The sequence below is a fragment of the Eggerthella timonensis genome (assembly GCF_900184265.1).
GTDB classification, from domain to species: domain Bacteria; phylum Actinomycetota; class Coriobacteriia; order Coriobacteriales; family Eggerthellaceae; genus Eggerthella; species Eggerthella timonensis.
On sequence record NZ_FXXA01000002.1, the window covers coordinates 1,648,397 to 1,674,891 of the forward strand.

Annotated in this window: 22 protein-coding genes and 1 riboswitch; of the genes, 20 read left to right on the top strand and 2 right to left on the bottom strand. The window is 68.2% G+C overall.

The genetic code is table 11. The annotated features are described in order from the left end of the window. Positions 1-3: 3 nt before the first annotated feature. From C1A15_RS06825 to C1A15_RS06865, 9 genes are all read left to right on the top strand, one after another. The gene (locus C1A15_RS06825; RefSeq protein ID WP_101721856.1) at positions 4-603 is read left to right on the top strand and encodes a 4Fe-4S dicluster domain-containing protein; all 600 of its coding nucleotides are present in this window, start codon (positions 4-6) and stop codon (positions 601-603) included. A 245-nt stretch (positions 604-848) separates the two neighbouring features. Beyond that, positions 849-2,648: a molybdopterin-dependent oxidoreductase gene (locus tag C1A15_RS06830; protein WP_101721857.1), complete on the top strand. Its 1,800-nt coding sequence runs from the start codon at positions 849-851 to the stop codon at positions 2,646-2,648. Positions 2,649-2,656: 8 nt separating this feature from the next. Beyond that, positions 2,657-3,730 carry a molybdopterin-dependent oxidoreductase gene (locus tag C1A15_RS06835; RefSeq protein ID WP_101721858.1) on the top strand — a complete coding sequence of 358 codons (1,074 nt, stop codon included), beginning with the start codon at positions 2,657-2,659 and terminating at the stop codon, positions 3,728-3,730. Positions 3,731-3,861: 131 nt separating this feature from the next. Then, positions 3,862-5,391: a response regulator transcription factor gene (locus C1A15_RS06840; RefSeq protein WP_101721859.1), complete on the top strand. Its 1,530-nt coding sequence runs from the start codon at positions 3,862-3,864 to the stop codon at positions 5,389-5,391. 207 nt (positions 5,392-5,598) lie between these two features. Beyond that, the gene (locus C1A15_RS06845) at positions 5,599-7,014 is read left to right on the top strand and encodes an alanine/glycine:cation symporter family protein (protein WP_101721860.1); all 1,416 of its coding nucleotides are present in this window, start codon (positions 5,599-5,601) and stop codon (positions 7,012-7,014) included. A gap of 492 nt (positions 7,015-7,506) precedes the next feature. Beyond that, a complete protein-coding gene (locus C1A15_RS06850) occupies positions 7,507-8,793 on the top strand; it encodes an aminoacetone oxidase family FAD-binding enzyme (protein WP_245864957.1) in 1,287 nt (428 codons plus the stop codon). Then, entirely contained in the window at positions 8,786-10,477 is a 1,692-nt protein-coding gene (locus C1A15_RS06855) for an NAD(P)/FAD-dependent oxidoreductase (RefSeq protein WP_101721862.1), read from the top strand. Before C1A15_RS06850 ends, C1A15_RS06855 begins: the two co-directional genes overlap by 8 nt. A 210-nt stretch (positions 10,478-10,687) precedes the next feature. Next, entirely contained in the window at positions 10,688-11,023 is a 336-nt protein-coding gene (locus C1A15_RS06860) for a hypothetical protein (RefSeq protein ID WP_245864958.1), read from the top strand. 8 nt (positions 11,024-11,031) lie between these two features. Further along, positions 11,032-11,511, top strand: a complete 480-nt coding sequence (locus tag C1A15_RS06865; RefSeq protein ID WP_101721863.1) for a PIN domain-containing protein — start codon at positions 11,032-11,034, stop codon at positions 11,509-11,511. A gap of 1 nt (position 11,512) precedes the next feature. On the opposite strand, the gene C1A15_RS06870 is transcribed toward C1A15_RS06865, so the two are convergent. Then, positions 11,513-12,031 (bottom strand): cob(I)yrinic acid a,c-diamide adenosyltransferase, encoded by a 519-nt coding sequence (locus C1A15_RS06870; RefSeq protein WP_101721864.1) that lies wholly within the window; start codon positions 12,029-12,031, stop codon positions 11,513-11,515. A gap of 2 nt (positions 12,032-12,033) precedes the next feature. Next, positions 12,034-12,432, bottom strand: a complete 399-nt coding sequence (locus tag C1A15_RS06875) for an MGMT family protein (RefSeq protein WP_101721865.1) — start codon at positions 12,430-12,432, stop codon at positions 12,034-12,036. Between the two features lie 219 nt (positions 12,433-12,651). On the opposite strand from C1A15_RS06875, the gene C1A15_RS06880 reads away from it, so the two are divergent. From C1A15_RS06880 to glpK, 11 genes are all read left to right on the top strand, one after another. Beyond that, entirely contained in the window at positions 12,652-14,130 is a 1,479-nt protein-coding gene (locus tag C1A15_RS06880; RefSeq protein WP_101721866.1) for an efflux RND transporter periplasmic adaptor subunit, read from the top strand. A gap of 4 nt (positions 14,131-14,134) precedes the next feature. Then, a complete protein-coding gene (locus C1A15_RS06885; protein WP_101721867.1) occupies positions 14,135-14,821 on the top strand; it encodes an ABC transporter ATP-binding protein in 687 nt (228 codons plus the stop codon). Continuing rightward, a complete protein-coding gene (locus tag C1A15_RS06890) occupies positions 14,818-16,011 on the top strand; it encodes an ABC transporter permease (protein WP_101721868.1) in 1,194 nt (397 codons plus the stop codon). Before C1A15_RS06885 ends, C1A15_RS06890 begins: the two co-directional genes overlap by 4 nt. Positions 16,012-16,132: 121 nt before the next feature. After that, positions 16,133-16,275: riboswitch (adenosylcobalamin (AdoCbl) riboswitch) on the top strand. Between the two features lie 136 nt (positions 16,276-16,411). Beyond that, complete coding sequence (locus tag C1A15_RS06895) at positions 16,412-18,697, top strand: prenyltransferase/squalene oxidase repeat-containing protein (RefSeq protein WP_245864959.1); 2,286 nt, start codon at positions 16,412-16,414, stop codon at positions 18,695-18,697. A gap of 12 nt (positions 18,698-18,709) precedes the next feature. After that, complete coding sequence (locus C1A15_RS17340; RefSeq protein ID WP_101721869.1) at positions 18,710-19,576, top strand: DUF4430 domain-containing protein; 867 nt, start codon at positions 18,710-18,712, stop codon at positions 19,574-19,576. 140 nt (positions 19,577-19,716) lie between these two features. Next, positions 19,717-20,592 (top strand): energy-coupling factor transporter transmembrane component T, encoded by an 876-nt coding sequence (locus C1A15_RS06905; RefSeq protein WP_101721870.1) that lies wholly within the window; start codon positions 19,717-19,719, stop codon positions 20,590-20,592. Then, positions 20,580-22,049: an ABC transporter ATP-binding protein gene (locus C1A15_RS06910; protein ID WP_101721871.1), complete on the top strand. Its 1,470-nt coding sequence runs from the start codon at positions 20,580-20,582 to the stop codon at positions 22,047-22,049. Before C1A15_RS06905 ends, C1A15_RS06910 begins: the two co-directional genes overlap by 13 nt. Then, complete coding sequence (locus C1A15_RS06915; RefSeq protein WP_101721872.1) at positions 22,046-22,753, top strand: ECF transporter S component; 708 nt, start codon at positions 22,046-22,048, stop codon at positions 22,751-22,753. Before C1A15_RS06910 ends, C1A15_RS06915 begins: the two co-directional genes overlap by 4 nt. An 82-nt stretch (positions 22,754-22,835) precedes the next feature. After that, complete coding sequence (locus C1A15_RS06920) at positions 22,836-23,444, top strand: L-threonylcarbamoyladenylate synthase (protein WP_101721873.1); 609 nt, start codon at positions 22,836-22,838, stop codon at positions 23,442-23,444. 440 nt (positions 23,445-23,884) lie between these two features. After that, entirely contained in the window at positions 23,885-24,859 is a 975-nt protein-coding gene (locus C1A15_RS06925) for an alpha/beta hydrolase (protein WP_101721874.1), read from the top strand. Beyond that, entirely contained in the window at positions 24,841-26,331 is a 1,491-nt protein-coding gene (gene glpK, locus C1A15_RS06930) for a glycerol kinase GlpK (RefSeq protein WP_101721875.1), read from the top strand. Before C1A15_RS06925 ends, glpK begins: the two co-directional genes overlap by 19 nt. Positions 26,332-26,495: the final 164 nt, after the last annotated feature.

Here is a 26,495-nt window from a genome sequence, read left to right on the forward strand (position 1 = left end):
ACCATGGCGCTCGGATTCTGGATGAACAACAAGAACTGCTACGGGTGCAAGACGTGTTCCATCGCCTGCAAGAGCGAGAAGCAGCTTGGCCAGGGCGTGCTGCTGCGCCATGTCACGGAGATCAAGCAGGACGACCCGCGGGCGCTGGCGTTTTTGTCCATGTCGTGCAACCACTGCGACGAGCCCGCATGCGTGGCGAACTGCCCCGTGCAGGCGTACACGAAGTTGGAGAACGGCATCGTGCAGCAGAACCACGACCTGTGCATCGGCTGCAAGACGTGCATCGAGGCCTGCCCGTACCATGCGCCATGCTACGACGAGCAGGAAAGCAAGACGCACAAGTGCGATATGTGCGTGGGCCGACAGGAGCGCGGCGAGCTGCCGGCGTGCGTCGCGGCGTGCCCCGGCATGAACCTCGCGGTGGGCGAGATGGCCGACCTCGAGAAGGCGCACCAGGCCGACATCGTGTCGGACGACGCGGTGGAGACGAAGCCGAACTTCGTGATCACCGTCGATCCGGCGCTTTCCGCCGAACCCGACGACACCGCCGTGGAGGCGCGCGCCGCCGAGCTGGCCGCGTCCAAAACCGCGAAGAAGGCGTAAACCCTTACGGCTCCGCGCGCCCCTCCCTCCCGGCGCGCAGGGTTTCTGCGAACGGCCCCGCACTGGCGGGGCCGTTTTGCCTGTTCGGCGGCATCCTCCGGATCGTACGATGCCCTCTGAACCCAAGATGGTTCGCTTCGACGATGGCGCACTCCGTCTCCGTTTCCCTACCATGCTTTTCGCGCGGGGGAGCCGGCCGGACGTTCGGCCGCCGCGCGGACGAGAACAGGAGAGGAAGGAGACCGATGCACGCACAACGCAAGATCGCGCTGGTCGCCGTGTGCGCCTTGTTGGGGACGGTCGGCATCGCCGGCTGCGCTCCCCAAACGAACGAGGCGCTTGCGACGGGCGACCAGCAAGCCCCGCAAGCGGAGGGACGCGAGTACACCGACGAGCAGCAGTCGATCATCGACGGCGAAGAGGGCACGGTATACGACGGCATCTCGCTCGACGCCTACCCGGGCAAGGATTACCTCGATGGCATGCACGACATGTGGGACGCCAACGTGGACCAGTGGGCGCCCGAGCTGCGCACGCTGCCCAGCGGCCAGATCGTGCAGCGAACCCCGAGCGAGCTCGCCGAGCGCGCCCGCCAGGGCAAGACGCCGTACAACATCTACCGGCTGAACAACGACAACCGTGGCTGTAACAGCTGCCACGCCGACCTCGACGCGACGCTGCAGCACCTCGCGCAGACCATGCACCCCTCGCCGAACAGCCCGGCGCTCGACGCCGAGATGACGGTGGACCAGTGCCTGTTCTGCCACACGTACTCGCCGGGCTACATCCCCACGCAGTACGAGTTCGGCACGCTCATCCACAACATCCATTACGGCTTGGAAGCCGACGGCCAGTTCGAGGACGAGTACAAAGGAAACTGCTACTCCTGCCACGACGCTACCAATGACGGCGAGGGCATGGCGCTGTGGGATCAGACCAAGTTCGAGCGGCTGCGCGGCGTGACGAAGGTCGAGAACGTCGAAGGCGATTTCTCCATCGACCAGGAAACTACGGTGGCGCAGGAGGACATGTTCAACATGGACGCATGGAACCGCCTGTACGACCGCATGCGCTCCGGTGCCGAGTACGCCGACACCCCCATGCCGCAGAGCCTGTTCGACAGCTGGCCCATCACGGTGGACGGCGAGGTGAACAGCCCCTACACCGCGCTCCTGCCTGATCTTGTGAAAGAGGCCGAGGCTGCCGGCGTCACGGTGACGAAGGTATCGAAGGAAGTGTGCAACTGGAACGGCACCGGCGCCGGATCGGTGAGCAACGTGGAAATCACCGGCATACCCGTGAGCTGGCTCATCGAGCGCGCGGGCGGTTACACCGACAACGCCGACATCAACGGCGTGCGCGTCATGCGCGCCGACGGCTCGTCCAAGCGCGCCATGCCGCTCGACAAGGTGAACGACGGCGAGGCGTTCCTCGTGTACAAGATCAACGGCGAGCAGTTGACGGCGGCCAACGGTTTCCCGTGCACGAACTGGTGCGAGGGCGTCGACCCCGAGGTGAACTCCAAGCAGATGAACGAGTACAAGGTGGCCACCGATGCACCCGATTTCGACGACCACGTGTACGAGTTCGAGCATCATGACGGCAATCCGAACGGCTGGATCGACGCCGAAGGGAACTGGACGAACAAGCCCAACGCCACCGTGCTGGGCGTGCCCGAGGGCCTCGTCATCCAGAACGGCCAGCCCTACACGTTCCACGGCTACGTGGACGCCTACGACGAGAAGGTCGCCAGCGTCGAGTTCTCGATGGACTTCGGCAAAACCTGGACGAAGTACGACTTGGGCGATACCGACGTCAACAAGCTCGTCTGGTTCGACTTCACCTGGACGCCTCAGGAGGAGAGCGCCTACTGCCTGCAGCTGCGCGCCACTACGGAAAGCGGCCTCGTCAGCCCGCAGATCCAGACGGTCATGGTGAACGCGAAGGACGAGATGCCCGCCGTCGACGAGACGGTCGTCATCGACACCCCGTCGCTCGTCGCGCGCAAGACGGCGGCTGCCGAAGCGGCCGATGGAAAGGAGTAGGAGCGCTCATGAACAAGCCAGCTCAAAAACTCATGGCCGGCGTTGCGGGCGCGGTGCTGCTCGCATCCGGCACCGGCGCGGCCCTTGCCGCCCAGCAGCCCGCGTCGGCAGACGGAGGCTCCCAGCCCTCAGGCGCCACCCATACGGTGGCAGACTACGATATCCGCGCCCAGTGGCTAGGCGAGGAATCCGACTACGTGCGCGTCGCGGACGTGCAGGGGTCGTTCACGTTCAACCAGGAGGGCGTCACGCCTAACGACGAGCTGTTCAACGTGTTCGGAACCGCCATACTGTCGATGTGCTCCAAGCCTGCGCCCGAGCTCGCCGCCGAGCAGGACGGCGTGGCCACCTACTTCGTGAACGTGGGCGGGCATGTGAAGGAGAGCTTCGCGGTGGACCTGTCCGAACTCGACGACGAGGAGCAGGAGGCGCTCATGGGCTGCTCATGCGCCACGGGGTCGCCCTTCGGACAGGCGGCCGTCGTCGGCGTGCCGCTGGCATCGGTGGTGGGCATGGCCGACCTCGAGGACGGCGTGAACACCGTGACGGCCTACGGCGCGGACGGTTACGGCGAGCCGCTGCCGCTGCAGTACGCGCTCGACAAGAACGCGCTGCTCGTGTATCGGGTGAACGGCGAGGAGCTCAAGGCGTCGGAGGGCTCGAGCGTGCAGCTGTGGTGTCCTGAGACGGTGGCGCGCTACTTCACGCGCAACATCGCCAGCATCGAGCTCACGCGCGAGGACGCGGTGCCCGAGGTGGCCTCGGTCGATCCCATGTACCGCAACAAGATCGAGATCAAGAACTCCGCCGACGGCTGCGTATTCGAGGCGGGCGACGAGATCACGTTCGAGGGCGTGGCCGACGACTGCGGAAGCCCCATCGCTGCCATCGAGTTCTCCTTCGACGGCGGGCGCACCTGGACGGCGTGCAAGACGGACGGAGCCACGGCCGACAAGTGGGTGAACTGGCAGTTCACCGCTTCGTTCGAGGAGAAGGGCGACTATGAGATGACCGTGCGCGCCCGCACGGCCGACGACCTGGTGTCGCCGCTGTCCGCCAGCCTCTCCTTCGCGGTGCGCTAGCTTCGGGCGTTGCGCCGCACCCTCCCGTGGACGGAGCCGGCATCTTCCGGCTCCGTCCAACGCGCGTTCCCGCCGATGCGCTATACTGCGTGCAGAAACGCAGGGGAGACGCGAAGGGGGAGCGCTGCGGCATGGAGCATCGGCGGGGGATCGTGAACGCATGCGGGGCGGCTTCGGCTGCGGGATTGTCGCTTATCCTTCTGTGGTGCACGCTCATGGGGCACACCCCCGGCTTCCTGCTGTCCTCGCTCGGCTTGGCCGAATGGGCGAACGCCCGCACGTTTTGGCTGGCGGGCATCCTCGTCGCCGCTGCGGTGCTGGCGGCGATCCCGCGCTGGGCGGCCGCGCACGATCGCAGCCTCGCCTTCGCGATGCCGGCAATGGCAGCGGTGGGAACGGGTTGCTTTGCGCTCTCGTTCCACCAGGACTTCTTCAGTCCCACCATCCTGGCCACGTGCGGGCTCGCTGTTGCGGGGCTCGGCTACTTCTGGTTCGCGTCGCGCTTCGTCATCCTGCTGGCCACAACGCAGGGGTTCGCGTGCGCGGTGTGGTGCATCGTGGCGGCATTCCCGTTGCGCCAGCTCATGAGCCTGGCGTTGGACAGCTTCATCGATCCTGCCCAGCAGGTGGTCGTGGCCATCGCGCTGCCGTGCTTGGCGGCGGCGTGCTTCGAGGCGGCCCGTGCGGCGAGCGCGAGAAGCGGCGCGGGCCGCGCGACGGGCCCGGAGTCCGCGGCGGAGCCGTCTCCGGTCGGAAGCGCGGCCGTCGGCACCGAGCCGAGCGTGCGGCAGCGCCAGGCAGCGGACGATATGGTGGCCGTGCTCGTCATCGTGGGCGTGCTGCTGGCGATGGTGCGCATCTTCGGCCCCTCGGGCGTGTGGGGCGACTCGAACACTACCTACTTCGACGCGCTCGGGCGCATTCCCGCCATCGCGCTGCTCACCGTCTGCCTGGCGGCGTTCGCATGGCTCGCCCTGCTGCTCATGGCGAAGCAGCCTGCGTCGGTGCGCTTCCAGCCGCCCATCCTCGTGGTCATCGCGGGGCTGTTCGTCGTGGTGGTGCGCGCGCAGCTGGGCGATGCGCCGAATGCGCTGCTCGACAGCATCGTTCAGTTGAACGACCCCTTCGCTCATCTGCTGTTCTGGGCGGCCGTCGCGGCTGGATGCACGTTGCTCCCGCTGTCCGAGAACCGCATCGTCGGCATTGCGGGGCTCGCGTACGCTGCGGCCTCGGTGGGTTGGATGCTGTTTTTGCGCGGCAGCGCAGTGGTGGAGACGGCCGTCATCCTCGTGGTGGTGGCGCTCGTGATGAACCGCTCGTGGCTCGCATCGCTCGCGCACGGTCGGGGCAAGGGCGCGCAGCCTGCGAACGACGCGTCCGACGCCGAGGCGGCGCTCGACGCGGCCGGTCGCCTGACCCAGTCGATCGTCGATCGGTGCCAGGAGGTGGCCGCGGCCTACGCGCTGTCGCCGCGCGAGACCGAGGTGTTCACGTTGCTAGCCCAGGGGCGCACCTGCTCGGTCGTGCAAGACGAGCTCGTGCTGGCCGAGAGCACGGTGAAAACCCACATGTCGCATATCTACGCGAAACTCGGCGTGAGTGGGCGCCAGGAGATGATGGACCTTCTGTTCGACGAGACGAGGGACGGCATCGACGCCTAGGGCGCGCATCGGCGCCGCTCGCGGAGGATTTTGCGCTTGTTGACGAACCGTAAGGTTCCGCGTCGCTATAATCCGAATACTTTAGCGTGCGAAAGTGCCCCTGCCGAAACGGCTTTTGTCGCGTGTCGACGGCGTTCGGAACCTGCTTCGGGACCGGCTCTTTTCTCGCAACGGGGTGTACAGGCAAAGACGAGAGAGGGGACGTGCATGGACATCGTCCAGATGATCAGCGACATCGACGCCTTCGTATGGGGTCCGCCGATGATCGTGCTGCTGCTGGGATCGCATCTGTTTCTGACGTTTCGGACAGGGTTCATCCAGCGCAAGCTGCCGACGGCCATCAAGCTGTCGGTGACGAAGGATCCGGATGCGCCGGGCGATATCAGCCAGTTCGGCGCGCTGACCACGGCGCTGTCGGCCACCATCGGCACCGGCAACATCGTGGGCGTGGGCACCGCAATCCTCGCCGGTGGCCCGGGCGCGGTGCTGTGGATGTGGCTCACCGGCGTGTTCGGCATGGCTACGAAGTACTCCGAGACGTTCGCCGCCGTGAAGTACCGCGTGAAGGACCATAACGGCAACATGCTGGGCGGCGCGATGTACGCATGGAGACGCGCGTTCGAGAAGGACGGCAAGACGCCGTGGTGGGGCTTGCTGGGGGCCGGAGCGTTCGCCCTGTTCGCCGCCGTCGCCTCGTTCGGCATCGGCTCGGCCGTGCAGTCCAGCGCTATGACCGGGATCATCACGTCCAACGCCCCCGGCGTGCCCACCTGGGGCATCGGCCTGGCCATCGTCATCATGGTGTCCATCGTCATCTTCGGCGGCATCAAGATCATCTCGAAGGTGTGCGAGAAGCTCGTGCCGTTCATGGCCATCGCCTATGCGTGGGGCTGCATCGTGATCATCGGTATGAACTGGGAGTACGTGTGGCCCGCCATCAGCCTCATCTTCGAGTGCGCCTTCACGCCGAAGGCGGCGTTCGGCGGCGCGGTGGGCTCGGGGCTGATGATGGCGCTGCAGTTCGGCTGCGCGCGCGGTCTGTTCTCGAACGAGTCGGGTCTGGGCTCGGCGCCTATCGTGGCCTCGGCGGCCTCCACGCGCAACCCGGCGCGCCAGGCCCTCGTGTCCATGACCGGCACCTTCTGGGACACCGTCGTCATCTGCGCGCTCACGGGCATCGTGCTCGTGTCCACGATGATCGCGAACCCGGGCATCATGGAGAGCGGCCAGATTTCGGCCGGCGCCGACCTGACGAGCGCGGCCTTCGCGTCCATCCCCTACATCGGCACGCCCATCCTGGTCATCGGCATGATCCTGTTCGCCTACACCACCATCCTCGGCTGGTCGTACTACGGCAACCGCTGCGTCACCTACCTGTTCGGCAAGCGCGCCATCCGCCCCTACCAGGTGCTGTACGTGGTGGTGGCGTTCCTGGGGGCCATCGGCATCGGCGACTTGGTGTGGACCATCTCCGACATCACGAACGCGCTCATGGCCATCCCGAACATCATCGTGGTGCTGCTGCTTTCGGGCCTCATCGCGCGCGAGACGAAGCATTACGTGTGGGACAAGAACTTGGACGAGACGGACGATACGCCCATTCCCGTGCTTGAATCGAAGTAGCGCTCGCGCGCGCATAGCGCGGCGATGAAGGAGCGGCGAGGGCCCCGGCATCGAAAGGTGCCGGGGCCCTTTTGCGTCCAGAGGGGCGGGGCGGGCTGCAACCTGGTTGCGTCGCGCGCAGGAGGTGGGACGGCGTTGCGCCGCAAGCTCCCTCCGATGGCGAGAAACCACCGAATTCGGATGTCTTGTGCCGGGTCGCGGGCGCGCCAGGAGGTTTCGTCCCGTATAACGCCTGGTCGCGGTAAAGCCCTCTCCCGTCGGAAGCGGTTCGCCTCGTCCGGGGCGAACCGAAAAGTCCGAATTCGGTGATTTCTCGCCATTTCGTCAGTGAAACGATGCGCGAAGGGCGCCCGCAAGGCGGCGCCCGAAGGGGGTGGCGCCGTCCCGGAGACCGTGCGCCGAACGGAGGCGCTTGCGCGTCGTGAAGCTCGGCGGCCCGGCTGAGGGCGCGTCGTTGGCGATCTGCCGGCGCTTCGTCGTATAATGGTCGGCATGAAGAAACTGATGATCATAGGCGGCGGCGCGGCAGGGCTTGCCGCCGCGGTGGCCGCGGCCGACGCGCTGCGGGCGCGCGGTGTCCGCGTAGGTGCGGATGCGGGCGCAGACGGCGTCGACGTGGCGGTATGCGAGGCCGACGAACGGGTGGGACGTTCCATCCTGGCCACGGGCAACGGGCGATGCAACTTCTCGAACGCGCTGGTGGACGCCGGGGCGTACCGCAACGCGGCGTTCGTGGGCGCGGCGCTGGACGAGCTGCGGCGCGCGGACGGCCTGCGCGGCGGCGACGGGGCCGACCCGGTGCACGCGTTCTTCGCTGACCTCGGGCTCGTGTGGCGCGAGGAGGGCGAGGGCCGCCTGTACCCCCTGGCAAACAAGGCGACGAGCGTGCTCGAGGTGCTGCGCGCGGCCGCGTCCGACGCGGGCGTGCGCGAGGAGTGCGGATGCGAGGCGGTGCGCCTCGACGCGCCCGCGCGCCCGGGCGAGCGGTTCCACGTGCGTTTCGCCGACGGCGCGGTGCGCCACGCCGAGGCGGTGATCGTGGCGGCCGGCGGACGAACGGCTCGCGCGCTCGTTCCCGAGGGCTTCGCGATGGAGAAGTCCCGTGCGGTGTTGGGCCCCCTGCGCACCGACACGCGTCTCGTGAAGGCCCTCAACAACATCCGCGTGCGCTGCGCGGTGTCGCTCGTCGGGCCCGACGGCACGGAGAAGGCGTGCGAGCTCGGCGAGGTGCTGTTTCGCGACTACGGCGTGTCGGGCATCGCGGTGTTCAACCTGTCGCGGTTCGTCGATCCGGGCGACGCGCTGCTCGTCGACCTGCTTCCGCAGCTCGACGAGCCCTCGCTCGAAGAGCTGCTGCGCGACCGCATCGTGCGCCTGCGCGAGCGCGGCGGCGCGGGCACGGGAGACGACGTGCTGCGCGGCATGATGCTTCCCGCAGTGGGCCGGGCCGTATTGAAAGCGGCCGGTCTCCATGCCGAGAAGCCGCTCGCGGCGCACGACGTCGCGGCGCTCGCCCGCGCGCTCAAGGGGCTCGCCCTCGAGGTGTCGGGCATCGGCGATGCGCGGCAGTGCCAGGTCGTGCGCGGGGGTTTCGACGTGGAGGCGTTCGATCCGCGCACGTGCGCGGCGCGGGCGGTGCCGGGTTTGCACGTGGTGGGCGAGGCGCTCGACGTGGACGCGCCCTGCGGGGGCTACAACCTGCACTGGGCGTGGGCGAGCGGCATGCTGGCGGGTCGCGCCGCCGCGGAGAGCCTGATGGAAGGAGCGCGCCGTGCTTGAGGTGTCGAACGTAAAGCTGCCGCTCGACGCGGGCCTGCCGGGAGCAGAAGCGGAGGCGCTCGTGCGCGCGGCCGCCGCCGCGGCGCTCGGCGTCGCGGTGCGCGACGTGCGCGCGGTGCGGGTGCTCAAGCGCAGCGTGGACGCGCGCAAGAAGCGCGACGTGCACTTCGTGGCGACGCTCGGCGTGGAGCTGGCCGACGCTGCCGAGGAGGAGCGTGCGCTCGCGAGGGCGACCGCGAGGGCGGGCGCGGGGATGCATATGCGCCGCCACGAGCCGTACGAGCCGTTGCGCGTGCCGTTGTGCGCCGCCGCGCTCGAGGCCGGCGGCGAGCCGCGCCCGCTCGTGGTGGGCGCGGGGCCGGCCGGCCTGTTCTGCGCGCTCTACCTGGCGCGCGCCGGGCTGCGCCCGATCGTGCTCGAGCGGGGCGGCGACGTGGACGAGCGCCTGGCGACGGTGGCCGCGTTCGAGGCGGGCGGCGATCTCGACCCGCAGACGAACATCCAGTTCGGAGAAGGCGGGGCCGGCACGTTCTCCGACGGCAAGCTCACGACGAACATCAAGAACCCGCTCGCTCGCCACGTGCTGCGCTGGTTCGTGGACGCGGGCGCGCCCGAGGAGATCCTCTGGCAGGCGAAGCCGCACATCGGCACCGACCTGCTCGTGGACGTCGTGCGCACGCTGCGCCTCCAGATCGAGGAAACAGGCGGCGAGGTGCGCTTCCATGCGCAGCTCGAGGACCTGCGCTTCGAGGGCGGCGTGCTTGCGGGGGTTGACGTGCGCGACGGGCGCACGGGTGCGGTCGAGCGCTTCGACGCGCGTCGCGCGGTGCTCGCTTGCGGGCACTCGGCGCGCGACACGTTCGCGGCAGCGTACGAGGCGGGCGTGTCGATGGAGCAGAAGCCGTTCTCGGTGGGCGTGCGCATCGAGCATGCCCAAAAGGCGGTGAACCGCGCGCAGTACGGCGACGCCGCCGCGCACCCGGCGCTCGGCGCGGCCGACTACAAGCTGGCCGTGCACCTGCCGGGCGGCCGGAGCGCGTACACGTTCTGCATGTGCCCCGGCGGCGAGGTGGTGTGCGCCGCCAGCGAGGAGGGCGGCGTCGTGGTGAACGGCATGAGCCGCTTTGCGCGCGACGGGGAGAACGCGAATGCGGCGCTGCTCGTGGGCGTGGGCCCCGCGGACTTCGGGAGCGACCACCCGCTGGCGGGCGTCGAGCTGCAGCGACGCATGGAGCGGGCGGCCTTCGAGGCAGCGCGCTCCGCGGGCGGCGCGGCGTACCAGGCGCCGGCACAGACGGTGGGAGACTTCCTGGCCGGACGCGCGAGTGTGGCGGGCGCATCGGTGCGCCCGACGTACGCGCGCGGCGTGGCCTGGTGCGATCTGCGCTCCTGCCTGCCCGGCTTCGTGGCCGACGCCCTCGCCGAGGCGCTTCCTTTGCTCGATCGCCGGCTGCACGGGTTCGCGGACGCCGACGCGGTGATGACCGGCGTCGAGACGCGCAGCTCGAGCCCCGTGCGCATCGTGCGCGACGAGGCGCTGCAAGCGCAGGTGGCAGGCGCGCCGGCAGACGCGCCCGAAAGCGGCCTCTACCCCTGCGGCGAGGGGGCGGGCTACGCCGGCGGCATCATGAGCGCCGCCTGCGACGGCTTGCGCGTGGCCCGCGCTCTCGCGGACGCGTTCTAGGACGGCTGCTAGATTCACGTTGGATCCGCGTTGGAATCAGCGGCGGCTTTCGTGGAAACCGCGTTGGAAACGCGTTGGATCCGTGCCAGATCCATCGGAGGGTTTCGCTGGATCTGCGCCATCGAAATGTGAGACGCGCTCTCTATACTTATGCAGTGGGGCGCAACGTGGATCGGCTGCGTCGAGGATGCTATAGTAAGGGAGGTCGCTATGGGATCGAAAACGCGTTCGGATCGAGAGGAGCTGTCGATGGATGTGAAAGAAGCCGCGAAGAAGGCGGCGGCTTACACGGCAGACATGGAGACTCTCACGAAGCCGGATGAAAAAGCCTTGTTTCTCAGCGGGTCGGGATTTGCTATCGAATCAACGCGCTTCGATGATTCGCAGAATTGCTGGGAGATAGGCGTCGGGTTCATCCGCGAGATCGACCGACGGAGCAATGCGAGCAGTAGGGTTTTTGGCAGCCAAGAGTCCCTTCGCGACTTGCGCACGTACAAAACGGTGAAGATCTCGGATGACAGCGGTGAAGTCGTTTCGTACGAATAGCAAACGTCATGAAAGGGATCATCGACGCGAACCTGCTGCTCGTGCTCGTGGTGGGTTTGAACGATCCTCGGCTGTTGGGACGGAAGAAGAACGTCACAGAATACTGCGAGGAAGATTTCGAGGTTCTTTGCAGTGTCTTGGACGGTTTCGATCGCTTGCTGGTCACGCCGAACATCGTAACCGAGTGCTCGAATCTGATCTGCGGCAGGGATGGGCACGGGGCGAATTCTGCCGAAGCGGACATCCTCGTCAAACTGCTCGATGAAGGGTTCGTCTACCGGCTTGACGAGCGATATGTCGAGAGCATCGTGGCGGCGAACCGAAACGAGTACCGCTATCTGGGGGTGGGCGATTGCTCGCTTCTCCACCTCGTCGATGCGCGGCATGCCGTGGTGACGGCGGACGGTGCTTTGGCCCGTGCGGCGCAGGCCGTAAACTACGCTTCGGTCAACTTCAACTATGCTCGCACTGACGCGCTTCTGTCTTGATCTAGAACTCGATGCCGCGGCGGGCGACGACGCCCTCCTCGTAGTAGTGCTTGACCTCGCGCATCTCGGTGACGAGGTCGGCCACGGCCATGAGCGTGCCGCTGGCGCCGCGCCCCGTGACCACCAGCTCCACGGTCGCAGGCCGCTCGAGCGCCAGGTCCACGAGCGCGTCCGGCTCGAAGTATCCCAGGCTGTCGGCCACGTTCGCCTCGTCGAGCACCACGACGTCGAACGCGCCGCCCAGCACCGCCTCGCGCGCGGCGGCGAGCCCGCGCCGCGCGGCCCGGGCGTCGGCTTCGGGGTCGGGGGCGCTCAACTCGCCGCCCGTGCCGAACTGCTCCGCCACGATGCGGTCGCCGAACAGGCGAAACGCGTCGAGCTCGCCGGTGGGGCCGTACTTCATGAATTGGCAGAAGTACACGCGCAGGCCTGCGGCCGCCGCGCGCATCGCCAGCCCGACCGCGGCCGTGGTCTTGCCTTTGCCGTCGCCCGTGTACACCTGCACGTATCCTTGCTCCATCGTCATGCTCCCAGTTCCCGCGCCCAATCGAAGTCTTCCGGCGGCGCGGTGGGCAGCTCGCCCTCAGCCGCGCCGTCCGCGTGCCCGTCCCACTGGCAGGCGTCCATGTCCACGTGCGTGTCGTCGGCGAACGCCACTCCCTCGGCTTCCAGCATCTCGCGCTGGATCTCGGGTCCGCCGAACGCGAACCCCTTGCACAGGCCGCCGTCCTTGAATACCACGCGGTGGCATGGGATGTTGTTGACCTCGGCGCCGGGGTCGGGGTTCGCGTGGAGCGCGTAGCCCACGTACCGCGCCGAGCGCGGCGCGCCGATCAGCCGTCCCACCTGCCCGTACGATGCCACCTTCCCGCGCGGGATGCGCCGCACCACCTCGAACACCCTGTTGGAGAAATCGCCCATGCTCTCTTCGCTCCTCGCATTCGCTCAACGTTTCGCCCCAGTATACGGCAACCGCGCCCGGGCGTGAGCGAGCTGCACGGGGCCGTCGGGGCGTATCTGGCGCGCGGTTGACGCGATTGCGCGGATTGCGGCTTCCCTTTTCCCACCGTTCCTCTTATGATTGAGGCACCGGCTGTTCCTCGAGAACCGCCCCCGCTTCTTTCGCACGGGAGGTAGTAGATGGGTCCGATCAACAACCGTCGTCAGGATACTCCGGACGGCACCGAGCCTTTGGGCGCTCAACCGTACGCGTTCGAGCAGGTGGAGGGCCTTCCGCTTCCGGGGCCGACCGATCTCGTCGACGCCGAGGCGCTCGCCGACATGCGGGCGTTCAACGACCTCAAGGCGAAGCGCAAGAAGCAGCGCAAGCGCAAGATCATCATCGGCGTCGCATCGACCGTGGCGGTGCTCGCCGTCGCGGGCGGCGCGTTCGCATGGTACACGGCCGACCAGGCGGCCAAGGCGTTGCAGAACATGGCCCCGCAGACCGGCTTCGTGGAGCAGGGCACCTTCGTCGAGACGGTGTCGGCCTCCGGCAACCTGCAACCCGTCGCGTCGGTGAGCGCCACGCCCGAGGTGGACGGCATCGTGGGCGAGGTGCTCGTGGCCGAAGGCGATGCGGTGGAAGAGGGCCAGACGCTGTTCACCGTGGTCAACGACGAATTGGACAAAGCGGTGAACCAGGCGGCCCAGGGGATCGAGGAGGCCAGGAACGGCGTGGCCCAAGCCCAGAACGCCGTGAACGACGCCTACCACGCCAAGTCCGCCGGCCAGCAGGCGGCCGCGAACGCGCAAGCCGCCGCGGCGGCCGCCAAGGAGGCCGGGGGAGCGGCGGCCGAGTCGTTCGCCGGCGAGCAGGCGTCCTTCGACGAGTCCAGCGCGGATTCCGCCATCAGGTCGGCCGAACTCGCCTTGAGCAACGCGAACCTCGCGCTGCAGAACGCGCAGAGCGCTTACGACGAGGCCGTCGCGCGCGCCGCCAAGCGCACGGTGACCGCCTCCATCGCCGGCAGCGTCGTCGCGGTGAACATCGAGCCCGGCAAGGCGCTCGGGGCCACGGCGAGCGTCGCGACCTCGCCCGTGCAGATCGCCGACCTGTCGCAGATGACCGTCTCCATCAACGTGAACGAGATCGACATCCTCAAGATCAGCGCCGACCAGACCGCCGAAGTCACGTTCACCGCCGCCCCCGACCTCACGCTGCCCGCCACCGTGGTGAGCATCGCCACCACGTCGGCCGGCTCCGGCGACGCGTCGGGCGGCGCCATGTACGGCGGCATGGGCGGCGCCGTCACGTATGCGGTGAAACTGCTCATCGCCGAGCCCGACCCGCGCCTCAAGCCCGGCATGACCGCCAAGGCCACCATCACCACGACCACCATCGACAACGCGCTCATGGTGCCCATCTCGGCCGTGCAGTCCGACGGCGTGGGCGGCAGCTTCGTGATGGTGCTCACCGACCCCGAGACGCAGGAGATGGACATGCGCGAGGTGGAGGTCGTCGCGTCGGACGGTCTCACGTCTGTCGTGAAGGGCCAGGTGAAGGCCGGCGAAGAGGTGGTCGTGAGCGGAGGCGCGGGCGGCGCGCCGGGCGACATGGGCATGGAGGCCGGCGGCATGGCCGCGGCCGACTCCGCCGGCAGCGTCATGGTGGGGTAGCGTCATGGCCAACGTGGTTGAAGCCGTCGACCTGCACCGCATCTACGAGAGCGCTTCGGGCTACACGCACGCCCTGCGCGGCGTGTCGCTGACGGTGGCGCAGGGCGAGTTCCTCGCCATCATGGGCCCGTCGGGTTCGGGCAAGTCCACGCTCATGAACCTGCTGGGCTGTCTCGACACGCCCACGCGCGGGCGTTACCTCCTCGAGGGCGTCGACGTGGCCGACTACCGCGACGACGAGCTCGCCGAGATACGCGCCACGCGCCTCGGCTTCGTGTTCCAGTCGTTCAACCTGCTGCCGCGCGCCACCGTGCTGCGCAACGTGGTGCTGCCGCTCATCTACACGGCCTGCCCGCGCAAGGAGCGCGAGCTGCGCGCCCATGCGGCGCTGCGCAGCGTGTCGCTCGACGAGCGGCTGTACGACCACCGCAGCAACGAGCTGTCGGGAGGCCAGATGCAGCGCGTCGCCATCGCGCGCGCTCTCGTGAACGATCCGGCGCTCATCCTGGCCGACGAGCCCACCGGCAACCTCGACACCGCCACGGGCGACATGGTGCTGAACACGTTCAAGCGTCTGCGGGATGCGGGCAAGACCATCGTGCTCATCACGCACGAGCCCGACGTAGCCGCCCATGCCGACCGCGTGGTGCACATTCGCGACGGGCGGTTGTACGAAGGGGAGCGCGCATGAGGATCGGGGACCTGTTCTACGAAACCTGGCACGCGCTGTCCGCGAACAAGGGCCGCTCGCTGCTCACCATCCTCGGCATCGTCATCGGCATCGCGGCCGTCATCGCCATGACCTCGCTCATCGCGGGCGTGCAGAACATGCTCATGGGCGAGATGGGGCTTTCCCAGGCGCGCCAGGTGTCCATCAGCGCCTACTCGCCGCAGGGCATCACGTTCGACGACCTGGACAAGCTCGCGCAGGGCATGCCGGAGTACGAGGTCATCACCGGCGCGTCGTACGCGTCGGCCGAGGTGGCGACGGCCGACGGGCAGAAGAACTACGCGAGCATCATCGGCGCCCGCCCCGAGTACTTCACGGCGAACGGGACGAAGCTCAAGGAGGGCCGCTTCTTCACCGAGAGCGAAGAGCAGAACGCCGCGCGGCTCGTGGTGATGGGCGGCGGCGAGATGGCCGTGCAGATGCTCGGCGTTCCCGACACCGAGGCGGTGGGCAAGACGGTGCGCCTCGGCAACGACGACTACACGGTGATCGGCGTGCTGGAGACATCGACGTTCATGGGCGGGGGCGGGACGTTCTACGCGCCCTACACCACGGTGGAGACGCGCATCGGCAATACCGGGGGCATCCAGCAGATCGTCGGCTTGGCGCGCGAGGGCACCGACATGGATCGTCTCGTCGAGACGACTCAAACCTTCGTGGCGCAATACTTCAACCTGGAGCCCGAAAACGTGTACGTGTCGTCGCTCGATGCCGTCATCAAGCAGATGGAGACGATGATGACGTCGTTTTCGCTGCTCATGGGGTCGGTAGCGTCGATCTCGCTGTTCGTGGGCGGCATCGGCATTATGAACATGATGCTGACGAACGTCACCGAGCGCATACGCGAGATAGGCCTGCGCAAGTCGCTCGGCGCGCGCCGTCGCGACATAACGAAGCAGTTCTTGCTCGAGGCCATCATGCTGTGCGTGGCCGGCGGCGCGTTCGGCATCGTGTTCGGCTTCTTGGCGGCGTGGGGCTTGGGCCAGGTGATCGGGGCGGTGCAGGCGGGCATGACCGTCACGCCGGTGCTCGCGCCGGGCGTGGTGTTCGGCGCCGTGGCCGTGTGCGTGCTCATCGGCGTCGTGTTCGGCTACTACCCGGCCCGCCGTGCCGCCAAGCTCGACCCGGTGGAGTCGCTGCGCTACCAATGAGACGAAGGGACGGGGTAAACGTCTCGTTTCCCCGGCCGCTTGCGGCGGCTGCGGCCGGCGTCCGACGGAAACGCCCTTGTCCGCGTCGTTCGCCGACCCAAGAGGTGGTAGAATGCTTCGAGCATGAAGAAGACGTCTCGGATCGTGGGAAGCCGGGTGAGAATCCCGCACGGTACCGCCACTGTGTTTCGGCCTTGCCGATCAGCCAGAATACCGACCGAGAAGCGTGTGCGCGCAAGCGGCGAGTTACCGCGAGCGCGACCCGTTGGGCCCGAGCGCCCTCGGCTTGCCTGCGTAGCGAATACGGGCTGCGCGGCTCCTCGATTCGCGAGGGCCGCGCAGCCTTTTGTTTTTGCTGTCTCTCTTCTGCGCAAGGACCGATGAAAGGAGAAGGAAGACGGTGAAGGAACAAACGATCGCACGAACGGGGGTCATGCGGCGGGCGTGGGCCCTGCTGCTGGCCGCCGCGCTCTGCCTGGGCCTCATGCCCAGCGCGGCCTGGGCTGCAGAAGAGGAAGACGGGGGGACGGCGCCGGAAAGCGCCGAGGCGAGCGTCGTCACCCTCACCGTCACTGCGGGCAGCAAGACCGACTACGATACGGGTGCGGTGACGTACCCCACCTGGGTCAACAAACAGTACGCGCTCGACGAGGTGCTCAAGACGGCCCAGGCCGCCGGCGGCACCGGGCATGCGAAGGCGGACCTCACGATGGAGGACCTGCTGGATACCGCCGTGGCGAAGGGCGACCTGAAGGGCTACGACGCCTCTCCGTCTTCGTACGGTGGACAGTACCTCAACGCGATCACCTCGAAGGATGGGACGGTGCTGGCCGGATGGAACAGCCCCGATTCCTCGGCGAGTCTGTATTGGTCGCTGTTCGATAACGGAGGATACGCGAGCACGTCGTTCGACCAGATCAAGCTTGTCGGCGGGAGCGCCTACCAATTCTGCTGGGCCTCCTATTCAAGCGCCGCAGCTCCTTCCGACTGGGCTGCATACTACGCGAAGAATCCCGCTGACCAGGCGAAAAAGGACGATGGCTCGACGATTTCCGAAGTGGCGACCCTCACCGTCACCGCGGGCAGCAAGACCGACTACGATACGGGTGCGGTGACGTACCCCACCTGGGTCAACAAACAGTACGCGCTCGACGAGGTGCTCAAGACGGCCCAGGCCGCCGGCGGCACCGGGCATGCGAAGGCGGACCTCACGATGGAGGACCTGCTGGACACCGCCGTGGCGAAGGGCGACCTGAAGGGCTACGACGCATCGGCGTCCCAGCACGGGAAGTACCTCAACGCGATCGCTTCGAAGGATGGGTCGAAGCTGGCCGGTTTGAACAGCCCCGATTTCTCGCTCAGCCAGTTCTGGTCCGTGTTCGCCGAGGGCGTTTCGGCCTCTGTTTCGTTCGATCAGGTGAAGATCGAGACGGGGAGGTCCTACCAGCTGTGCTGGGACACCTTCTCCTCCGCAGTTGCTCCTTCGGACTGGTCTGCATACTATGTCGCAAATCCTGTTACGAAGGCTGAAGCCGGCGGCGATCCGGCCGATCCCGGCGACAAGGTCGATCCGCCTGCCGACACCAACGTCGCACACGGCGTCAATATGTCCGACATGGCCTTCTTGATGAACAACATCGCCTCATCCTACCAAGGAACGACCGACGTATGGCAGGTCATGGATCTTGCTGCTATGGGCCGTTTGACAAAGGCCGAGGCACAGGCTTTCGTTCCTGTGGCGCTCGAAGGCATGAAGAACCCGGCGCCCGACTCCGTTGCGACGGCGCTCCAGCGCAACATCATCGCGTTGAGTGCAGCAGGCGCCGACGCGGCCGCCGTGCCCGATGGCGATGGCACGTACCATGCCGTGGAAGCCATGGCGCAGAAGGTGACAGCCGCGTCACCGGTGAACGTTCAGGCGTTCACCCTGCTGGCGTATTCGAGCGGCGATTATGCGGCACCTGAAGACGCGAAGATATCCGAAGAGGCGCTTGTTCGCTCGCTGTGCGCGAACCAGCTTTCCGACGGCGGCTTCTCGTACGGGGGCTCGAAGACGGATGCGGACATGACCGCTATAGTGATCACGGCGCTTTCGCCGTACGCTTCGAAGGACGCCACCGTCCAGAACGTCGTGAACAAGGCGCTCAACGCCTTGAAGGCCATACAGCTCGGCGACGGCGGCTTCGGAGGAAGCGGCATCGGCGTCGAGGCGGGCACGAACACCAACTCTACGGCGATGGCGGTAATCGCCCTGTGCGCGGCGGGCATCGACCCTGCTGCGTCGTGGGCGACCGCTTCGGGGGCTACGCCGATGAGCGCGTTGCTCTCTCAGGCGACGGAGGACCTGACAGCCTTCGTCTACGCAGGGAAAGTCAACGACTTCGCCACCGAGCAGGGGTTCCGGGCACTCGTTGCGTACCAGGGCCTCAAGAACACCGGGGCGGCGTACAACATCTACACGCAAGCGAAGCTCGGGCAGGCCGCGTTGCCCGCCCCTGAGCGGGAAGAAGGCGACGTCGAGCCTGCAGGAGCTCCGGCAGCCGACAAGAAGGCGCTCGCCAAGACCGGCGACGGCTCTCTGCCGTACGCGGCCGGTGCCGCGGCGCTCGCGCTCGGCGCGCTTGCGGCGGGCGTCGCCGCCACGCGGCGGATGCGCGCTTCCGACGAGCTTTCGGCGCGTCGTTAGGATCATGGCGGCATGAACGAAGACACGAACGAAAAGATCGACGGCTCGGGCGTCGAAGCGCCTGACAGCCGCATCGCCCCCTCCGCGCCTCGCGGCGAGGAGGGGGCCTCGGAGGACGAGGCGTCGGCGGCGTCCAAGCCCGCACGTCGCCGGCCCCGCAAGGCGCTCCTCGCCGTGGGCGTCAGCGCCGCCGCGATCGCCCTGTGCGCGCTTGCGGCGAGCGCCGGTTTCGCCACCGGATGGCTCGGCGATCCTGCGCCGTCCGATCCGGTGCCGATGCCCCGCGTCGTCGCCGATGCGCCTGCCGACGACGGCGCCTCGGCGAAGAGCGACGAGAGCGCCCGCGAGGAAGCCGCCGAAGAGGCTTCGGAGGGTGCAGGCGGGCAAACGGCCGCCGGCGATGGCGAGAACGCGGCGGATGCCGACGGCTCTGCCGCTTCGGCATCCGGCGACTCCGCGCCCGATGCCGGCTCGCCCTCATCGGGAAGCACCGCTCCCGCCCCGACGCCCGCTCCCGAGCCGGCGCCCGCGCCCGAACCAGCGCCGCCGGCTCCCAGCACCGTCACCGTGTCAGTGTACATCGACAGCTCCCGCGCCGCGTCCAACGGCTATCCCTCGTCTTTGGGCGGCGGCACGGTCACGCTCAACCAGGGCGCTTCCGTTTACGACGCCTTGTGCGCCACCGGCGTGTCGGTGGGCGGATCGAGCGGATACGTCAGCTCTATCGGCGGGCTCGCGGAATTCTCCTGCGGACCCGGCAGCGGCTGGCTGTATTTCGTCAACGGATCTTCGCCCGGATACGGGTGCGGTTCGTATATCCTAAGCGGTGGCGAAAGTATCACGTGGGTGTACACCCTCGACATGGGCAACGACCTGTAAGCGTACGGGTTGAGGAAAGTGGGGCGTCGTGTTCAACAATCGGAAGGTGGCCATCGTCATGGCCGCGCTGGCGATCTTCTTCGCCGTGCTCGTGGTGGTCTCGATCTTCCTGACGGTGCACGCCTAGGGGCGTGCCTCGCATGAAGCGTACGGCGTTCGACCTGTTCCATCCCGTCGTGGCGTTCGGCTACTTCGCCGTCATGATCGTGCTCTGCATGACGGCGATGCAGCCGGTCTATCTGGCCATCTCCTTTGCCAGCGCGCTTGCATACGGCGCGGTACTGCGCGGCTGGCGCGCGACGGGCCGAACGCTCGCGTGGCAGCTCCCCCTCGTGGCGATCGTCGCGCTGGCGAACCTGGCGTTCTCGGCGGTCGGATCCACCGAGCTGTTCCGCATCGGCTTGCGAGCGTTCTACCTGGAAAGCCTCGTGTACGGCGCGTGCATGGGCATCATGCTGGCCAGCGTGCTCGCGCTGTTCTCCAACGCTTCCGAGGTGCTCGCTTCGGACAAGATCATGGTGCTGTTCGGCGGCATCGCGCCCACGATAGGCCTCATGCTGTCGATGACGGCGCGCCTCGTGCCGCAGTTCGTGCGGCGCGGCGACGGCATCGCCGACGTGGAGCGCGCGTGCACGGCGGCGCGCCCCGCCGAGGAACCTGCGGGGAGGCTCGCCGCTATGCGCGGCTACCTGCGGCGAACCTCGGTGCTCATGGGCTGGAGCATGGAGGACTCGCTCGAGACGGCCGGCGCCATGAAGGCGCGCGGCTGGGGGGCCGTCGCACGGCGCACCACCTACGCGCGCTACCGGTTCCGGCGCTTCGACGTCGCGGCGCTCGCCTGCGGGGGCGCGCTCGCGCTGCTGGCCGCGGCCGCCGCCTGGGCGGCATGCGCGCAGTTCCGTTTCTATCCGACGATCGGCGGGTTCGCGCCCTGGTGGAACTATCTGCCGTACGCGCTGTTCGCGTTCCTGCCGCTCGCGATCACCGCGAAGGAGTATGTGCGATGGCGAGCGTGAGGGCTATCGAAGCGCGCGGCTTCTCGTTTTGCTACCCCGAATCGACGGCGGGCATCGGGCCGCTCGACTGGTCGGTGGAGCAGGGCGCGTTCCAGCTGCTGGTGGGAGCCACGGGCAGCGGCAAAACCACGCTGCTCAGAAGCTGCAAGCCGGCCATCGCGCCGGCGGGGGAGCGCGCGGGGGATCTGCGCGTGTTCGGACGCGGCGTGGACGAGCTCGATGCGCGCGAGTCCGCCGCGACGGTGGGGTACGTGGCGCAGAGCCCCGAGAACCAGATCGTCTGCGACAGCGTGTGGCACGAGCTGGCGTTCGGGCTGGAGAACCTCGGCGTGGAGCAGGACGAGATGCGCCGCCGCGTGGCCGAGGTGGCGCACTTCTTCGGCATCGAGCCGTGGTTCCGCCGCTCCGTCGCCGAGCTGTCGGGCGGTCAGAAGCAGATGACCACGTTGGCCGGCACGCTGGCGATGCAGCCGCGCCTGCTGTTGCTCGACGAGCCCACCGCCCAGCTCGACCCCGTGGCCGAGAAGAACTTCCTGCACGCCCTGTTCCGCGTGAACCGCGAGCTAGGCATCACCGTCGTCGTGGCGACCCACGCCCCCGAGGCGATGGCCGCGTACGCGACGGACCTGGTGGAGCTGCGGGACGGTCGGACGCGCCCGCTGCTTGTGCCGAGCGGGCGCTTCGCCGATCAGGACGTCCTCCGCTCGGCGCAAGCAGGAGGGCTCGCGCCGAGCGGCGATGCCGCCCGCGAGGCTTCGCCCGCTCTCTCCCTTCGCGACGTCCACGTGCGCTACGCCCGGGATTCCTCCTGGGTGCTTCGCGGCTTCGACCTCGACGTCGCCGCAGGTCACGTGCATGCGATCGTGGGTGGCAACGGATGCGGGAAGTCGACGCTTTTGCGCGCCGTCGCGGGCGTGCTGAAGCCCGAGCGGGGGCGCGTGGCCAACAAGCTGTCCGCTCGCCAGGCGCTGTTGCCGCAGGATCCGAAGGCCCTGTTCGTGTGCGATACGGTGGCCGACGAGCTGCGCGAATGGCAGGCGAGGTGCGCCTACGACGATGCCGCCGTCGAGGTCGCGCTCGCGCGCTTCGGTCTGGACGCGCGCGCCGCCAACCATCCCTACGACCTGTCGGGCGGCCAGCAGCAGCTGCTCGCGTTCGCGAAGCTGCTGCTCACCGATCCTGACCTGCTGCTGCTCGACGAGCCGACGAAGGGGCTCGACGCGCCGTCGAAGCTGCTGGTCGCCCGCACCCTGCGCGATCTCGCGCAGGCCGGGGCGACCGTCGTCCTCGCCACGCACGACCTGACGTTCGCCGCGCTCGTCGCCGACGCCGCCACCATGCTGTTCGACGGCGAGGCCGTGTGCACCGAGCCGGCCGCCGCGTTCTTCGCGGGCAACCTGTTCTACCGCCCGCTCGACGACGCGTTCGCCCGCCTCTGGCGCGAGGGGGTCGCATGACGCCCCGGTTGCCGAGCAGGGCGGCGCGCGTTCTCTCGCTGCTCGAGGTGCCGGCGCTCGTCGCGGTGCCCCTCGTGCTGGGCGCGTGCGCGTACTTCCAGGTGGAGCAAGGCGCGCTGCTCACCGTGGTCGTGGCGCTGGCGGCCGTCGCCGTGTTCTTCGCCAGTTTCGAAGCCTCGCGTCCGGCGCTGCGTCAGATCATGCCCACGGTGGTGCTCGCCGCGCTCGCTGCAGCGGGGCGCGTGCTGTTCGCCCCCGTTCCCGACTTCAAGCCGGTGTCGGCCATCTGCATCCTCGCGGGAGCCGTCTTCGGGCGACGCAGCGGGTTTCTGGTGGGCGCGCTCGCGGCGCTCGTGTCGAACTTCTTCTTCGGTCAGGGGCCCTGGACGCCGTGGCAGATGTACGCCTGGGGCCTTGTCGGCTACCTGGCCGGCGTGCTGGCCGACCGTGGATGGCTCGACCGGACGGCCGTGCTCTACGCGTACGGCTTCCTGTCCGCCTTGGCGTACGGCCTGCTGTTGAACGGCTGGTACGTCATCGGCTTCGTGCAGCCGTTCTCCTGGCCGGCCGCCCTCGTCGCCTTTGGCGCCGCGCTGCCGTTCGACGCGATCCACGGCGCGGCCACGGTCGTCTTCCTCGCGGCGCTTTACGTTCCCTGGAGACGGAAGCTCGAGCGCATCAAGAGGAAGTACGCGCTGGTCTGACGCATGCCGTCGGGCGCGGCGGGGGAGGAGCGGGCGCCGACGTGCTACAATGCCTCCCGATCATCGAAGAAGGGATGCGCCCATGTTGCCACGTTCAAGCACGAAGCACGAGGCCGCCGCCGCCCTGAAGCGCGGCGAGGCGGTCATCTTCCCCACGGAAACGGTGTACGGATTAGGCGTGTCCGTCGAGGCGGCGGCGAGCCCCGACGTGCTCTACGATCTGAAAGAGCGCGACCGCGGCAAGCCCATCTCCTGGCTCGTGGCCAGCGCGGGCGACCTCGACCGCTACGGCGCGCGCGTTCCCGACCTGGCGCGACGCCTCGCGCGCGCGTTCTGGCCCGGCCCCCTCACGCTCATCGTGGAGGCCGGCGACGCCGTGCCCGCGGCCTTCCGTTCCCAGACGGGCACCATCGGTCTGCGCATGCCCGACAACGAAGCTGCCCTCGAGCTCATCGAAGCGGCGGGCTGCCCGCTTGCCACCACGTCGGCGAACATCTCGGGCCTGCAAGCGCCGGGCGCCTTCGACGCGCTCGACCCCGATCTCGTCGTGCGCGTGGGCGCGATCGTGCCCGACGACGCCGACGACGACAAAAGCGGCGTCGCCTCGACGGTGATCGACTGCACCGGCGCAACCCCCCGCATCCTGCGGGAAGGCGCCGTCACCGAAGCGGACGTGCGGGCGCTCGGGTAGCCCCCGAGCGCGCCCCGCGTTGCGGCAGGCCGCCTTCGAGCACGCCCCGCGTTGCGGCAGCCCCCCCGAGCACGCCCCGCGTTGCGGCAGCCCCCCGAGCGCGCCTCCGCGTTCCGGCAGGCCGCCCGCGCCCCGTTTCGCGTTGCGGCGTTCGTGGCAGAAACGGGGAGAAATTCGTCGCTCGGTCGGTCCCGGGCGACGGCCCGACCGGCAATCCGGTTGCGAGCTTTCGCGTTTTCCCAGGTCGGCCTTCGCGCGAGGCGATCCTGGCGGGGAAGCACCCTCTGCTGCGCGCGCCATACGACGAATTTCTCGCCGTTTCTGCCACGAACTCGATCCCGCCGCGTACGTCAGGCCATCCCTGACTCTTCACGTAACGTTTCGGTTCGAGCGCGTGGCGTGCGGGTATAATGGGATAAAACTCCTGGGGAGGGGATCATATGGATACAACGGTTGCAGTCGCGCCGATCGGCTTTTTGTCCCATGACGGAACATCCACCATCAAAGGCCTCGTGTGGGAACCGGCCCGCGTGCGCGGAAGCCGCCGCACTGCGCCGCGCGGCGTCGTGCAGATCGTCCACGGCATGGCGGAGCACGTGGGGCGCTACGACGAGTTCGCGCGCTTCCTCGTGGAGCGCGGCTATGTGGTGTGCGCCGCCGACCACGTCGGCCACGGCAAGAGCGCGGCCGGCCCCGACGAGCTGGGCTGCCTGCCGCCGGACGGCAAGGAGATCCTCATCGAGGACGTCCACGAGCTGCGAAAGACCGTCACCGCCCGCTACGCTCGCCAGACGCCCTACATCATGTTCGGACACTCCATGGGCAGCTTCGTCACGCGCGCCTACCTGGCCCGCTACGGCGAGGACGTGGCGGCGGCCGTCATCTGCGGCACGGGCCAGCAGCCCTTCGTCGTGTCGAAGGCCGGCAACGCGTTGGCGCGGTTCCTCGCGAAGACGAAGGGCCCCGACTACCGCAGCCCGCTTCTGGACGGCATGGGCGTGGGCGCGTTCGCCAAGCAGATCGAGAACCCGCGCACGCCGCACGACTGGATATGCACCGACCCAGCCGTCGTGGACGCCTACATCGCCGACGAGCTGTGCGGCGCCATGTTCTCCGTCGGCGGCTACGCCACGCTCACCGACCTTACGGCCGAGGTGGTGACGGCGTCCTGCGCGGCGAAGGTGCCGAAGAGCCTGCCCGTGCTGCTCATCGCCGGCGCGGAGGACCCGGTGGGCGCGTGCGGCAAGGGCGTGCGTGCGGCGGCCGAGCAGCTGCGCCGCGCCGGCGTGCAGGATGTGGAGGTGAAGCTGTACGAGGGCATGCGCCACGAAATCCTCAACGAACCGGGGCGGGCTCGGGTTTATACTGAGACGGTCGATTGGATTGAGGAGCATGCATGCCAAAGTACGTCGTAGCGCTCGACCAGGGAACCACCTCGTCGCGCGCCATGCTCGTCGACGCGCGCGGGTGCGTCGTCGATGCGGTGCAGAACCCGTTCCCCCAGCTCTATCCGCAGCCCGGATGGGTCGAGCACGATCCGCGCGACATCCTGTCGTCGCAGCTGGGCGCGCTCACCGAGCTTCTGGTGGCGCATAACCTCGGCGCCGAGGACATCGACAGCATCGGCATCACGAACCAGCGCGAGACCACCGTGGTGTGGAACCGCGAAACGGGCGAGCCCGTGACGAACGCCATCGTGTGGCAATGCCGTCGCACGGCGCCCATCATCGACGAGCTGACGGCCGATCCTCGGGTGGCGCGGGCTATCGTCGACAAGACGGGGCTCGTTCCCGACGCCTACTTCTCCGCCAGCAAGATCAAGTGGATCCTCGACCACGTGGAGGGCGCCCGCGCCGACGCCGAGGCCGGAAAGCTGGCCTTCGGCACCATCGACACGTGGCTCATCTGGGCGCTCACGCAGGGGCGCGTGCACGCCACCGACGTGACGAACGCCAGCCGCACCATGCTGTACAACATCCACGAGCTCGCATGGGACCCGTGGCTGCTCGACCTGTTCGGCATTCCCGCGTCCATGCTTCCCGACGTGCGCCCCTCGTCGGGAGAGTTCGGCCGCACCGCGCGCACCGGCATCGTGCCGGACGTGCCCATCTGCGGCGTGGCGGGCGACCAGCAGGCGGCCCTGTTCGGACAGTGCTGCTTCGAACCGGGGCAGGCGAAGAACACGTACGGAACCGGCTGCTTCCTGCTCATGCACACGGGCGGCGAGGCGTGCCGCTCTACGCACAACCTCGTCACCACCATCGCCGCGTCGGGCCCCGGCGCGGGCCCCGAGTACGCGCTCGAGGGCAGCGTGTTCATGGCCGGCGCGCTCATGCAGTGGCTGCGCGACGACTTGGGCATCATCGACGACGTGGCCGAGACGTCGGCCATCGCCCGCAGCGTGAACAGCACCGACGGCGTCTACGTGGTGCCGGCGTTCACCGGCCTCGGCGCACCCTACTGGGACGCCGATGCGCGCGGCGCCATCTACGGGCTCACGCGCGGAACCGGTCGCGCGCATATCGTGCGCGCGGCGCTCGAGTCGCTTGCCTACCAGGTGCGCGACCTCGCGGTGGCCATGGAGGCCGATGCCGGCGTGCCGCTCAGCGTGCTCAACGTGGACGGCGGCGCGTCCGCGAACGATTTTCTCATGCAGTTCCAAAGCGACATCTTGCGCACGCCGCTGCGCCGACCCCAGAATGCCGAGACAACTGCGCTCGGCGCCGCGTTCCTCGCGGGCCTGGCAACCGGGTTCTGGAACGACGCGGCGAGCCTCTGCGCCCTGCGCTCGTCGGACGCGATCTACGAGCCCGGGATGGAAGACGAGCGCCATGCCGCCCTGCTGGACGGCTGGGCCCGCGCCGTCGAACGCACGATGGCGTCCTGAGCGAGTCGGCGCCTTTCCGACGCATTGTCGAAAGGCGCGAATCCGCGAAACAACCCCGTTTGGGTCAGGCCTTTTTTCGAAACGACCCCGAAAGCGCTATGGTTGCGCGCGCCCTTCCGCGCGATCCTCGATCCAGTCGCCCGCAGCGCGGCGCGACAGGAAAC

What these genes read in the sequence shown, in the direction of transcription:
- C1A15_RS06875 (WP_101721865.1), bottom strand. Translation starts at nt 12,432, where the DNA reads ATGGGCGATTTCTCCAACAGGGTGTTCGAGGTGGTGCGGCGCATCCCG.
- C1A15_RS06920 (WP_101721873.1), top strand. Translation starts at nt 22,836, where the DNA reads ATGTTGCCACGTTCAAGCACGAAGCACGAGGCCGCCGCCGCCCTGAAG.
- C1A15_RS06890 (WP_101721868.1), top strand. Translation starts at nt 14,818, where the DNA reads ATGAGGATCGGGGACCTGTTCTACGAAACCTGGCACGCGCTGTCCGCG.
- C1A15_RS06880 (WP_101721866.1), top strand. Translation starts at nt 12,652, where the DNA reads ATGGGTCCGATCAACAACCGTCGTCAGGATACTCCGGACGGCACCGAG.
- glpK (WP_101721875.1), top strand. Translation starts at nt 24,841, where the DNA reads ATGCCAAAGTACGTCGTAGCGCTCGACCAGGGAACCACCTCGTCGCGC.
- C1A15_RS17340 (WP_101721869.1), top strand. Translation starts at nt 18,710, where the DNA reads ATGAACGAAGACACGAACGAAAAGATCGACGGCTCGGGCGTCGAAGCG.
- C1A15_RS06835 (WP_101721858.1), top strand. Translation starts at nt 2,657, where the DNA reads ATGAACAAGCCAGCTCAAAAACTCATGGCCGGCGTTGCGGGCGCGGTG.
- C1A15_RS06885 (WP_101721867.1), top strand. Translation starts at nt 14,135, where the DNA reads ATGGCCAACGTGGTTGAAGCCGTCGACCTGCACCGCATCTACGAGAGC.
- C1A15_RS06850 (WP_245864957.1), top strand. Translation starts at nt 7,507, where the DNA reads ATGAAGAAACTGATGATCATAGGCGGCGGCGCGGCAGGGCTTGCCGCC.
- C1A15_RS06825 (WP_101721856.1), top strand. Translation starts at nt 4, where the DNA reads ATGGCGCTCGGATTCTGGATGAACAACAAGAACTGCTACGGGTGCAAG.
- C1A15_RS06860 (WP_245864958.1), top strand. Translation starts at nt 10,688, where the DNA reads ATGGGATCGAAAACGCGTTCGGATCGAGAGGAGCTGTCGATGGATGTG.
- C1A15_RS06905 (WP_101721870.1), top strand. Translation starts at nt 19,717, where the DNA reads ATGAAGCGTACGGCGTTCGACCTGTTCCATCCCGTCGTGGCGTTCGGC.
- C1A15_RS06830 (WP_101721857.1), top strand. Translation starts at nt 849, where the DNA reads ATGCACGCACAACGCAAGATCGCGCTGGTCGCCGTGTGCGCCTTGTTG.
- C1A15_RS06915 (WP_101721872.1), top strand. Translation starts at nt 22,046, where the DNA reads ATGACGCCCCGGTTGCCGAGCAGGGCGGCGCGCGTTCTCTCGCTGCTC.
- C1A15_RS06865 (WP_101721863.1), top strand. Translation starts at nt 11,032, where the DNA reads ATGAAAGGGATCATCGACGCGAACCTGCTGCTCGTGCTCGTGGTGGGT.
- C1A15_RS06925 (WP_101721874.1), top strand. Translation starts at nt 23,885, where the DNA reads ATGGATACAACGGTTGCAGTCGCGCCGATCGGCTTTTTGTCCCATGAC.
- C1A15_RS06910 (WP_101721871.1), top strand. Translation starts at nt 20,580, where the DNA reads ATGGCGAGCGTGAGGGCTATCGAAGCGCGCGGCTTCTCGTTTTGCTAC.
- C1A15_RS06870 (WP_101721864.1), bottom strand. Translation starts at nt 12,031, where the DNA reads ATGGAGCAAGGATACGTGCAGGTGTACACGGGCGACGGCAAAGGCAAG.
- C1A15_RS06840 (WP_101721859.1), top strand. Translation starts at nt 3,862, where the DNA reads ATGGAGCATCGGCGGGGGATCGTGAACGCATGCGGGGCGGCTTCGGCT.
- C1A15_RS06845 (WP_101721860.1), top strand. Translation starts at nt 5,599, where the DNA reads ATGGACATCGTCCAGATGATCAGCGACATCGACGCCTTCGTATGGGGT.